The organism is Duganella sp. HH101, assembly GCF_001758795.1.
GTDB lineage: Bacteria > Pseudomonadota > Gammaproteobacteria > Burkholderiales > Burkholderiaceae_D > Rugamonas > Rugamonas rivuli.
This window is the reverse complement of record NZ_LRON01000019.1, coordinates 124,861-136,264: the sequence shown is the minus strand read 5'-3', so window position 1 is coordinate 136,264 and position 11,404 is coordinate 124,861. Positions and strand designations below refer to the sequence as shown.

The 11,404-nt window shown below is 50.2% G+C and carries 7 protein-coding genes and 1 pseudogene; 3 read left to right on the top strand and 5 right to left on the bottom strand.

Going from position 1 to position 11,404, the window contains the following annotated elements:
- From DUGA2_RS33790 to DUGA2_RS25085, 4 genes are all read right to left on the bottom strand, one after another.
- Positions 1-2,467 (bottom strand): calcium-binding protein (locus DUGA2_RS33790; RefSeq protein ID WP_286162322.1); only part of this gene is annotated, 2,467 nt, incomplete at its 3' end.
- 12 nt (positions 2,468-2,479) lie between these two features.
- Positions 2,480-3,373, bottom strand: a complete 894-nt coding sequence (locus DUGA2_RS33785; protein WP_141753381.1) for a hypothetical protein — start codon at positions 3,371-3,373, stop codon at positions 2,480-2,482.
- A gap of 83 nt (positions 3,374-3,456) precedes the next feature.
- Positions 3,457-4,848 carry an HlyD family type I secretion periplasmic adaptor subunit gene (locus DUGA2_RS25090; protein WP_083296467.1) on the bottom strand — a complete coding sequence of 464 codons (1,392 nt, stop codon included), beginning with the start codon at positions 4,846-4,848 and terminating at the stop codon, positions 3,457-3,459.
- Between the two features lie 7 nt (positions 4,849-4,855).
- Positions 4,856-7,009, bottom strand: coding sequence for a peptidase domain-containing ABC transporter (locus DUGA2_RS25085; RefSeq protein WP_083296466.1), 2,154 nt, complete (start codon positions 7,007-7,009; stop codon positions 4,856-4,858).
- A 743-nt stretch (positions 7,010-7,752) separates the two neighbouring features.
- On the opposite strand from DUGA2_RS25085, the gene DUGA2_RS25080 reads away from it, so the two are divergent.
- The gene (locus tag DUGA2_RS25080) at positions 7,753-8,637 is read left to right on the top strand and encodes a S1/P1 nuclease (protein ID WP_083296465.1); all 885 of its coding nucleotides are present in this window, start codon (positions 7,753-7,755) and stop codon (positions 8,635-8,637) included.
- A gap of 69 nt (positions 8,638-8,706) precedes the next feature.
- On the top strand, positions 8,707-9,126 hold the full coding sequence (locus DUGA2_RS25075; RefSeq protein ID WP_070272142.1) for a hypothetical protein: 420 nt from the start codon (positions 8,707-8,709) through the stop codon (positions 9,124-9,126).
- Positions 9,127-9,402: 276 nt separating this feature from the next.
- Here DUGA2_RS25075 and DUGA2_RS32915 read toward each other — a convergent pair.
- Positions 9,403-9,489: pseudogene (locus tag DUGA2_RS32915) on the bottom strand (transposase); the annotation flags it as partial.
- A gap of 226 nt (positions 9,490-9,715) precedes the next feature.
- On the opposite strand from DUGA2_RS32915, the gene DUGA2_RS33780 reads away from it, so the two are divergent.
- Positions 9,716-11,080: a hypothetical protein gene (locus tag DUGA2_RS33780; protein WP_141753380.1), complete on the top strand. Its 1,365-nt coding sequence runs from the start codon at positions 9,716-9,718 to the stop codon at positions 11,078-11,080.
- Positions 11,081-11,404 lie beyond the last annotated feature (324 nt).

Below are 11,404 nucleotides of genomic sequence, written 5' to 3'. Positions count from 1 at the left end.
CGTTGCCCTCCGTTCCAGCGATGACGTTGCCCAGCGCCGTCAGCTGCGCGCCCGTCATCGTGCCGCCGTCGGCGAACACCACCTGGTCCAGCTTCGCGCTATCGTAAGCGAACCAGAGCTTGAAGGTGATCTGGTCCGTCGCCTGCTGGGCCGGATCGGCGACGCCGAGCACCAGATCGTCGCCCACACGCCGCGCCGACAGCTGGTCCTGGGTGATGCCAGCACCGAACACCAACTTGTCCTTATCCACATAACCCCGGTTAGCCGTAATCGTGTCCCGGCCATCGCCCCGGTTGAACAGATAGGTGTCCTCTTCCCTACCAGAAGTGATGATGTCGTCGCCCGTGCCGCCGTTCAGCGTCACCTTCCCGCCTCCGTCTGCATTTGGATTGCTCACCTGCAGGACGTCGTTGCCGGCGCCCCCGTCAGCAATGGTCTGCCCATAGTAGAAGTAAGTAATCTTGTCGTTGCCGTCGCCCCCGTCTAGATGAGAACTGCCAAACCCCGAAGAGCTCAGTTGGTCATCACCGGCTCCTCCAATCAACTTGGTAGTTCCGTTCCCAGTGTATTCTATCTTGTCGTCGCCATCGCCACCATCAACAACATCATCGCCGTCAACGTCTGAGATTGAATCATCTCCCGCTCCCCCTGCGATAATCGAATTTAGTCCGTTCAAGTCTTTAAGCACATCACTATTGGGGGTGCCCACCACGACATGCTCATATCCCATTACCGCGAGCTGATACGAATATCCGCTCCCCAAGATATCGCCGCTCTCATGAATTTTCTCCAAAATCAAATTAGAAAAATCATTGACATTTCTTGCATTCCCTCCAAAATCAACCATAAATCTAGAGGCGGAAACCGGATCATCATTATACTTTGCACTTAAGTATGTCAATAGCCTACTTGCATCCAATTCCATTTGTTTGGAAATTGGATCAAATTTCACGCCTACCAGATCATATGCAGGCTTAAACAACGTCTGAGCCATAAATGTATCAAAGAGCCCATTAATCACCTTGTCATAAGAAGCATCTAAGCACGAAGCCGCAAACCTATTTACAACGACACTTGAGCGGTTAAATTCATTATAAAAATCCGCGCCAAATAATTGCTCCAAGACATGCAGCCTCTGTGCATCATATCCATTAAAATCCTCCCGGATTAAATCGCTGTTTGTCCATTTCGATACAATAGCAAGAAATTTTGACTTCGCGTTGTCCACTGTGGCGTTGTTGACAAAGTCAGTAACTAAATTCAAGAGCTCGTTTGAATGGTCTATGGCAATAGCCTCACGTAACGAAGGCAGATTTCCTAACGCTGGAAGATCTGGCAAATGAGCGATAGCATCACTTACTTGGACATAAGGTTGCACCCAGCTCTGGGACGTGTCACTATCAAACCAAATGTCCACGATAGATTTCTTCCCAGTTTTCGAAGTATATGACCCAACCTGTCTGAGATCATTGCCATTGGAATCAATAGAAGTTTGCTGGAAATAACTTAAATCAATCGAAGAAATATCAAAATAACTTAACTGGAATAACTCGCCAGCATCGGCTTTACCATTGCCATTCAAGTCACGCCAAACTTGAAGCTTTTCAAAAACCGCATCATCCGAATTTATTGTCGAATCATTATTTTTGTCATACTGCGATAACGCTTCGAACCCATTCTGAGCATGTTCAGTGGCAGTTAGCGGAGTAAAATTCCCAAATAATTCAGCACCATCGTCTATCGCATTATTATTATTTTTATCAAGAACAAGAATTCCATCATCGGCAGAGACCCATGCAGTTGCCTCGGCAAAACCATTTGCATTTAAATCAAAATGTACACGTTTTGAAATTCCAATAGTTTCTACACCATCGCCATCCAAATCCAACACCAATGGGCTCTCGCGACCGACTAAGGTCGCCTTTGAGTAATCCTTCTTTGCATCTTCTAAAATTCTTCTTAGTGACTTCGGCGAATTGGGATCTGTTCCTGGTAGCCATGGTGCGAGTTGCGGAAGCGATAGGCCATTTTGACCCAACATTTTATCAATAGCTTTCTGCTCATCTCGAGTGGGAGGTGCACCGTTTCGGCCTGGCTCATTTATAAGTTTTCTTTTTGCCTTAAACACAGCGGAAGCTTCGCCTGCAGCGGTGTACATATCGTCATCATCTCGAATGCGCATTGGGTCACCGGGCTGTCCCCTCCGATCATCCATCAGACGCTGATCAAGTTTATCAATCGAATCAATTAGCTTATTATCAGCCTCTGTTATTCTCCGCCAGTATTCCCCCGCGTCGCCTCTTTGCCTTGCCTCTTCTGCATCAGCATAGTCCATGTCGTGCTGCCGAAAGAATCCATCCAAAGCATCCTTAGGCGCGACATCGAAATTTCCGCGCTCAGTCGGTCCAACAAATGCACCTCCAGTCCAGCCAGGTCCGCCATAATTACCATAGAATTGGAAACTCATAATTTTTCACCATTAATTAGTTAGCAACGAGAACGAACATCCTTCTTCTGGCCGTACAATAATCAGGTTATTTTCGCCGGTTACGTTTGAAGAAAAAGCCGCCAATTTTCCATTCCTTGACGTTGACAACGAGCGCACATCAATCCACGCATCACCGACTTGGCAATTTTTTTTGAGGGTTTTTAAAAAAATTTTACTAAAACTTTTTCCCGAGCCAAAAAAATGATCTGCACGAACGCATGTAACCGAATCATCTTTTGCACAACTTATTGCCCCGGTATCTTTATTTATAAATAAGGTTACAGAATCAGAGACCTGCCCCTTAAGAATATCCAATTCGGGGGGATTTCTAGGAATCAAAACAAATACACCACTATTAAGAAAATTAGGCATTGCGGCGAAGTTGTAATATTTCTTACCTAAAGAAACCACCTTATCTTTTTCGCGCTCAACCCATTTAGCGTAGCTTCCCGTCGGCATATCCAATAAATATATATACTGCCCCACCGCGTATTCACTAAGAAAACTCACGCCGTAGTCACTTTCGAAAGCAAAAACATCATTCCCAGAATCAATATTTCTCACCCACACTTTATGCTTTCCCTGGACGAAATTAACATAGATCACCCCGTTCCCGTCATATGAAAAACCATGCGGAACTGATTTTGATGGAAACTTGATATTTTTTGTTCTTTTTAGACCGTCAGAAAAAAACAGCTTTCCCTCCCAATCTCCTCCAATACCACGCCACGCCGCTAGTACTTTGTCACCGCTGCCATTAACTGATAACCTGAATTTATCGCCTGGAATTTCAAAATCCTTGGCTAGGCATGGGAAATTAAATAAACCGAAAAAAACAAATATTCCAATGACACGAGACATATAAGTGATGGATATATTATTCATTTCAAAAATCTCTCTAGATATTTCTTGGAAACTTAGACGAACTTAAGTCATCAATGGAATTCGTCAAAAAACACAATTAAGGATTACCGCTCCCGGGCAGATTCGTTAATAACCTTGCTGATAGGAGACAATAGATATTGTAAAACTGTACGCCTACCTTGATTTATTTCCGCTTGAACTTGCATGCCTGATGCGAGATGAAGTTGATTTCCATCGGCATCTCGCAAGATTTGCTGTTCAAGTTGAATGCGCACCTTATAATTAGCACTATTTACCGATGAAGGCTCTCCTTCGGCACCCGCGGCCGCAGTGCTGCGGCGGACAGGGTCGAGTGCATCCTCACTAACAAAAATCAGCTTCCCAGTGAGCATGCCATATTTCTGGAAGGGATAAGTGGCGAGCTTGATTTGGGCATTCTGACCGACACGAACAAATCCGATGTCCTCGTTGCGAATACCGACATCGGCGTACAGCAACTCATCCTTGGGTACCAGCGTGAGAACGACAGAGCCCGGCTGCACAACTGCTCCGACAGTGGTTGTTGCTAGATCTTTGATTATTCCTGCTTGAGGGGCGCGCAACTCCGTTAGGCGTTCGCGATATGTGCTCTTGTCCAGGTTTGGTTGTAATTGCGCTATCCGCGCCCGCACCTCGGCCAACTCTTTTTCTAGCTCACTATGATAACTACTGCGCAGCTGGGAAATTTTCTTCCTTTGAGCCGCAATTGATGCTCCTAAGGCGCCCACGGTCGCCTGCTGCGCATGCAAATCCTTGACCTTTTCAGTTGCTTCACGTCCCTTTTCAATACTACGCATCTCGGGTACATAGCCATCCTTCGCCAGGGACTTGAAATTCTCCGCTATAGCCAAAAAACTTGGTAACGTTTGTTCAAGCTTAGCCAATACTTCAGTTGCGCCCAGCAACTCATGCTCCAACTTTTCTAGTAGAAAATTTTCCTGAGCCAATGCATCTAAAAAAGTACTTCTATGTGCTGTATATTGTCTGGCTAGCTGTTCGTATTGCACACGATCTTCGTCCGTCCGTATAAACAAAGGCTGATCGCGAAGCTCTGCCTCTATCCTGCGTACCTGCAGGCGCTGTGAACGCAAGTCGCTGTCGATCCCGGACCTGTCCGCATGAGCCAATGTCGTGTCGAGTCGGGCAAGAATTTGCCCGGCACGAACACGGTCGCCCTCCTGGACCAATAATTCCGTGACAACCCCCGCCTCAGCGGGCTGCACAATCTTCAGCAGGGTCTGTGGTACAAGTCTGCCTTCGGCGCTAACAATAATGTCCAGTTGGCCAAAAGCAGCCCACACGAGCATCACCAGTGTGAGTAAGCAAACAATCCATAAAACCGTGCGCGCTGTTTGCGTAGGAGCGTCCTCATGGATCAATCGAAGTGGATCGTGCCAGCGCGTGGGCGGGCGTAGGGTTGGGGCGGCCGGTTGAGAAGTATGGGAAGTAGAAGTCATACAAAATTTATGCTGAAGCGGTATTCTGGGTTGCCGCGATGTGCGCAGGGGCCACGACTTTTTGAGCACCGTCCGGATTTAACCGGTAGACAGCATCAACGTGAAGGCCCCTAGGCAGGCCGTGAGTAATAAAAAGCATAGTGACTTTTCCCCGCAATGCATTGACCGTATGGGCAAAGTGCTCCGCAGTTTGAGTATCGAGCGCGCTGGTGGCTTCGTCAAAGACCAAGATGCTTGGCCGCTTCAATAACGCGCGCGCAATAGCGATACGCTGCCGCTGACCACCAGATAAACCAGCACCGCGCTCGCCAATTTGCGTTTGATACCCTTCCGGCAATGCCTCAATAACGCCGTGGATTTCGGCCATCTGGCACGCAGCCACGATCTGTTCGAAACTCGCCAACGGACTGGCCATCTGCAGGTTGTCGTAAATTGTTCCCGAAAACAAAACTGTTTCCTGGGGAACCACTCCAAAATTACCGCGAAGTTCATTGGCTGATAAATATCGGATATCAACACCATCAACTAACACTCTTCCCGCGTTGGGTTGATAAAAGCCTTGCAGTAGCTTCGCCAGCGTACTTTTACCGCATCCAGAAGGCCCCATGATCGCTACTATTTGCCCCGCAGCGATTGTCAATGAGAGGCCCTGATAGATAAATGGCAAATGCTCGGCGTATTTGAAAGCCACACCGTCTATTCGGATGTCACCCTTACGCTGATTAGTCCGCGCCGGCACAACGGAATAGGGTTCGACAGGAGCATTCATCAAGTCTCCAAGTCTATCAATAGACAAGCTTGCCTGCTGAAATTGCTGCCATAGTCCAACTAGACGTAGCATCGGCTGAGACAATCTTCCTGAAAACATTTGAAACGCCACCAACATCCCTATTGTAAACTCAGCGCTATGCATGACCGTATATGCACCAATGGCCAAAATAAGCAAGCTCATCACCTGCTCAAGGAGATTTGCCGCCGTGTTGTAGGTGTTTGCCAGTTGTTTGGTCGAGAATCCAGCCTTCAAATAACTGGCAAGGTAGCCGCTATATCGATTGTTTAAGTGTGATTCCAGCTGCAAGGACTTGACAGTTTCAAGACCTCCAATGTACTCCGTCAGGAATGCCTGGTTGCGAGCACCCAATTGAAATTGCGTTTGTAATTTTTCTTGAAACAATGGTGCAACTAGAACACTAAGCAATACAATAATCGATAACAAGGCGAGAACTACCAAAGTCAAGGCCACGCTGTAATAAAACATAATCGCAACGAATGCGAGCAGAAATGGTAAGTCCAGAATTAACGTTACCGCAGCGCTCGCTATAAACTCACGGATTGTCTCGACGCCATGCAGCCGGGCAGCGATGACTCCCGTCGGACGATGCTGAAAATACTGAGGAGGAAGCTTAAAAAGATGTTCAAAAACAGATGCGCCGAGTACAGCATCGACTCGATTTCCAGTATGGAGTACAAGATATTGCCGCAGCCAAGACAGCGCCGCTGAAAACAACATGAATATGCTCATTCCAATCGCGATGACAATCAGCGTGCTTTGCGTGCGGTGAACCACTACCTTGTCGATAATTGCTTGGGTGAACAAGGGCGTCGCTAAGGCAATTAATTGAATAATGAGCGATGCAAGCAAAATCTCCTGCCAGAGTCTTTTGTGTTTGAGCAGTTCAGGTATAAACCATCGAAAGCCAAAATTCCGGCGTATCAGGCTTTCGTCACTATTGCCCTCGGTTGCCAGATCTGCTGTTGGGACAACAGATGCGGCATGCCCTCGGTAACGTAGCTTAAATTCATCCAATGCAATGGTGACAGGCGTCTCCATGGTCGGCTCGATTAGTAAAACATGCGTTGCGCTAGCTTGGAGAACTAGCCCGACGGTAAGATCATCAGGGCTGGCAGATACATCTTGCCCTAGGGTAGGTGCCAACCATATGATCAGCGGGAAAGATGCATTTCGGAATTTTTCGGGCTTACGTTTACGTAGCTGTATGTCAAAACCCAACTGCGTCGCAACCTGAGAGAACGCGGCGATATCGTAGGGGGGAACTACGAACTGTTGGACCAACTCCCTAGAAAACGGTTTTCGATGTAAGCCGCAAATGGTTTGCAGTCCCCAAAAGAAGCTTTCAGGGGTGATCGTGAGTGCTTCCATAAAATTTAACGCCTTGATATCTTGCTCTCTTTCAGTCTACTGATTTCCACCAGGAAAATACTATCCAATAGTAACACTGCGAAACAAACAACATAAAATGCAGTGTGAAAACATCCATAGATACATCTACTCGGCATGCGGAGAGACGCGCGCGGCTCAGCCCTGAGTGGCTCGAAATCACTAAGACTCGGCGCTCTCCAATTCGGCATCAGCTGCTCGGACTCACTTTCCGAACTCGCCACCGCTCCGATAAAAACCCACTAGCCCTGCAGCATCTGCCGAGGGCCCTGGGCATACGGAGCCTTAATTTTCGGCAAGCTGTTTTCCGTCGAGGAACCGGGGTAAGCACTCATGTCGGCTCCTATTAGCCGTCTCCCCCCCTTGTACCGACGGCGATAGACCAGTCGGCATGCCAACTGGAGGTGGTGACAATTTGTGTATTTCCCGCAAGATTTTTTATATATAGTTGTCACGGAGAGTTGCATATTTGGCACTCAAGTTGGCAATCTGACATTCACCTGTAGTCGTTTAGCTGGCTCCCGAACTCGTCGACATTTCATCCGAACAGTCAATTTTGCTGCAGCTGGCAAGATCATCGGCTCCGGAGAACTCCTCATGATGCATTTCACGCGTAACCAGGAGATCGCATGAAGCATTTCGTTACTGTGCTGGCAGCCAGCCTGCTCGCCCTGACCGCCCCCGCCTTGGCCTTCGGCCCGCCCGGCCATCAGTAAGTTGGTGCCATCGCGGACACGCTGCTCAAAAACTCCGCTGCGGCAAAACAAGTCCAGCGCATTCTGCCGGGCCTCAACCTTGAAACCGTCTCCATTTGGGCCGACTGCGCCAAGAACGTCGTTGAAGTCTATGGCCGCTTTTCCTACCAACGGCTGCCGGACAAATACAAGGAGTGCGCCGTGTTCAACGCCGCCGGAGACAATGAGCGCTTCGCCAACTTCGTCCAACGTAACTGGCCCCCATGCGGCACCGCCAATTCCAGGCAACATTGCCACGACCAATATCACTATGCCGATGTCTCCAACGTCCACATCGACTATCAATCTGGATACGCAGGCACGAACGATCACGACGTGGTGCACGCCATCAACGCCGCAGTGGTCTATCTGCGACATCGCAACACCGGCGGCCCCTTCAGCTTTGCCGACGAAAAAGAAGCACTGATGCTGCTTGTCCACTACCTGGGCGATGTCCACCAGCCGATGCACGTGGTCGCGATTTACCCGGACCAGCAAGGCAACGTCGTCAATCCCGAAGGCGGCGCCTACAGCGCCAGGAACGACACGGGCGGCGGCAATAGCCTGCACGACCCCGCCACGTCCATGTCCATGCATACCGAATGGGACCGCATTCCAGCCGAAGTCATGCCGGGAGGCGCCCAGGCTGGCAGTTTGCTCGGGGCGGCGCGCAAGGTGGCAGACACCATGGGCGACTCCGACAGCTGGGCGCAACGCTGGGCGTCGGAATCCGTGACCTACGCTCCACTGGTCTTCCGCGGACTGACGTATGCTGCGCAGCCTGCTTCTGATCCCGGCGGCGCGGCCTCCCAATGGAACGTCGCCGGCATCGACGACGCATACACCGCCCGCGCCGATGCGCTGAAAGGCCAGTAGCTCTCCAAGGCGGGGGCTCGTCTTGCGCAACTGCTTAAAGCCATCTGGCCCGACCACCCACCGAAAGAAATGGTCGCCGGCTACCTCGACCAACGGGACCTGCCGGTTGTTAAGGTATTGCTGCCGGCGCCTCCGCAGCGGGGCGATATGCAGGACATTTCCGACATGGCGGCCACCAATGCAACACGCGCGCTGCTGAAGACGTCACGCGGCGACATGGCGGCCGGCGACGACGTATTCGATCCCGCCGCCATCGTCGCCCGCTTCAATGAAGCCCTGGGCCTTCGGCTCAGCCTGGAAAACGCCCCGACTTTGATGATGATGATCAAGCGCATACAGAAAGATGCCGGGGAAATGACCAGGCCGATCAAATTGAACATCGCCAACGGCGGACGCCTGCGCCCTTTTGTCAGGGAAAAGCAGATTCCCACCTGTCTCAGTCCCATCGACATCGCCACTCGATTATCAATGGCGAGACTATCTGATTGATTCTTCGATGATTTTATAATCCTGAACGGTCCGATACCATCAGAAAAACCATCAAAACAGATCGACCTCCTCGCCCAACGCATTGGTTATCATACTCCTCTCATTCGTTCGTCTACTTCGACAACTGACTAGCAAACGATGCGGTCGTGCTCGCTCGAGGTTGCGGTTACGGTTACGTTCAACCTTACCAACAGCGCAGCACTGCGGCGAGCGATTGCGCGGACACCGCAGCCCCCCCATACACATGACTGGCTTGCCCTGTTACCCCAGCTGCCGACCTCTGTCGGCGCCGGCAAATAAATAATTGCGTCGGCCGATGGCCACGCCGCGCAAAGCGCGTTCGGCTGCAGAGTTATCAATGCGGCAATTGGTTTGCACCATTTTATAAAACCTGCCAGCTGGAAATTTCTCCAGTTGTTGCGGCTAAAGCAGCGGATGGCGCATCTTGTTAAATGCATCGATTGGTCGGTGACAAAGTGAGAGAATTGTTGAGATTCTTTCAACTATACTGCGGATAGAGTTGTGGTTTTAGCAGGTCCAACGCTGAAGATCGCAATAAGTGATCGTGCAAAGAAAGACGTGATTGCCAATGCCATTGAGAATTGCATGTTGGAATATTCTAGGCAAATTTACGATTGCCAACTTGGCTGATCGGCTTCTGGCCAATGAGTGGGACTTACTTATAGTTCTTGAACCCGCGAGCGAGCGCCGTAGCTCCGCTTTGCCGGCCAATGTTGTAATGGTACAGAGAGACGTACGTGGTGAACGGATAGTTCTAATTTATCGCGCGGAATCCATCGAGAGCTTGCAAGCTCAAACACTCGATATAAACGGCGGGCGTCAAGCGGTTTTGATTACGCTGGTCACGGGCTACGGGCAAAGCTATCAGGTACTTACTTTCCATGCGGACTATGATGGAGGGTCCAAATCGACGTCTTACAACTATGTAAAAGCAGCGATGCGCACAGCCCAACAGGCTAGCTACGATGTCGTCATGGGCGATTTTAACACTTATAGCAGTGATATTGGGAGCAGCAGTCGTGAGACTTCTTATGAGAATCTCACGAAGGGAATGGCGACTTCTGAAGCCGGCTATCCTCTGGACAAGGTCTTGGTACACCGTAAAACCTCAACCTATCCAGGGCATGAACAGATAAAGGCAGAGGTTGTAGAACAAAGCAACATCAATCTTCCGAACGCCAGCGCAGCATCACTAACGACAAGGAACTCACCTCGTGCCGTAGTGGCAAAGGGGCGTATGGGTGCTAATAAATCAGATCATCGGCCCGTCGTACTCACGTTGCCATCGGGAGACCGGAAGCGAGCGGCCTTATCGTTAAAGAGAAAACTTGATGACGATGATGACGATGATGAAGATACAGATGGCACCGACGATACCAGTGATATGGATGATGTCGATGGCCAACGATCAATAAGTTTAGGCGCTAAAGCCGCCTCCAGTCCGCCGCCGGCGAGACCAAAGTCAAACTTGCCACGGCAGGACCCTGCGAAAAAGAGCAAAACAGGACTTTCGCCTGGGCAGTCTAAGGCGGCAGCGGCGGGTGGCGACGCCGGACACCATGATGCGCCTCCTAGCATCACCCCCGATGGCAACTGTCTGTTTAGATGTATTGCTTACATTCAATATGGTGATCAAGAGCGCCATGCTCAAGTCAGGGCAGAAATCGTGGCTTATGTCGACGCTAATTGGGCGACGCTGAGTCCGCGATTCGGGCTGTATAGTAAAGCTAGATTCATAAACCGAATAAGGAGTCTTGGCGAGTGGGGAACCGAAAGAGAAGCATATGTCGCGGCAGTTCATTACGGCATAAGGATTAGGTTGATATCGCCTGACGGATACCAGGGTAGTGAGACTTACGGACCAGCTGCCGGCGCCATTCACCGAATCTACCATGTGAATGGGGACCATTTCGAGTTGCGATCGACTAACTAATCATGACGCTCTGCTTCGAACCCGCTTATTGGCGCCGTCCTCTCATGAGTTGTAGTCGCGCTTTCCATATCATTTCATTAACATGGTATCGTTGGGTAGGTCGGCTAGGCTAAGCATGTGTTAAGTTTACGCGAGCCTTGTGGCGTTTACACGGCCGATGTCGGCGTCCAGGTGCGTTCTGGCCGTCGTCGCCAATCTATGTCTTCGAGCGGCATCGACAGCTGCGTAGCGCTCTCGCCGACGTCTTGGAGGCGCCCCATGGGATCGAGGTCGTCGACCAGGATATTTTCGTACTGGGCGCGGTCGGGCTGCACACAGGCAACC

Bases quoted from the DNA above. Each gene is read 5' to 3' on its own strand.
- DUGA2_RS33785 (WP_141753381.1), bottom strand. From the start codon at position 3,373: ATGAATAATATATCCATCACTTATATGTCTCGTGTCATTGGAATATTT.
- DUGA2_RS25090 (WP_083296467.1), bottom strand. From the start codon at position 4,848: ATGACTTCTACTTCCCATACTTCTCAACCGGCCGCCCCAACCCTACGC.
- DUGA2_RS25085 (WP_083296466.1), bottom strand. From the start codon at position 7,009: ATGGAAGCACTCACGATCACCCCTGAAAGCTTCTTTTGGGGACTGCAA.
- DUGA2_RS25075 (WP_070272142.1), top strand. From the start codon at position 8,707: ATGGTCGCCGGCTACCTCGACCAACGGGACCTGCCGGTTGTTAAGGTA.
- DUGA2_RS33780 (WP_141753380.1), top strand. From the start codon at position 9,716: ATGCCATTGAGAATTGCATGTTGGAATATTCTAGGCAAATTTACGATT.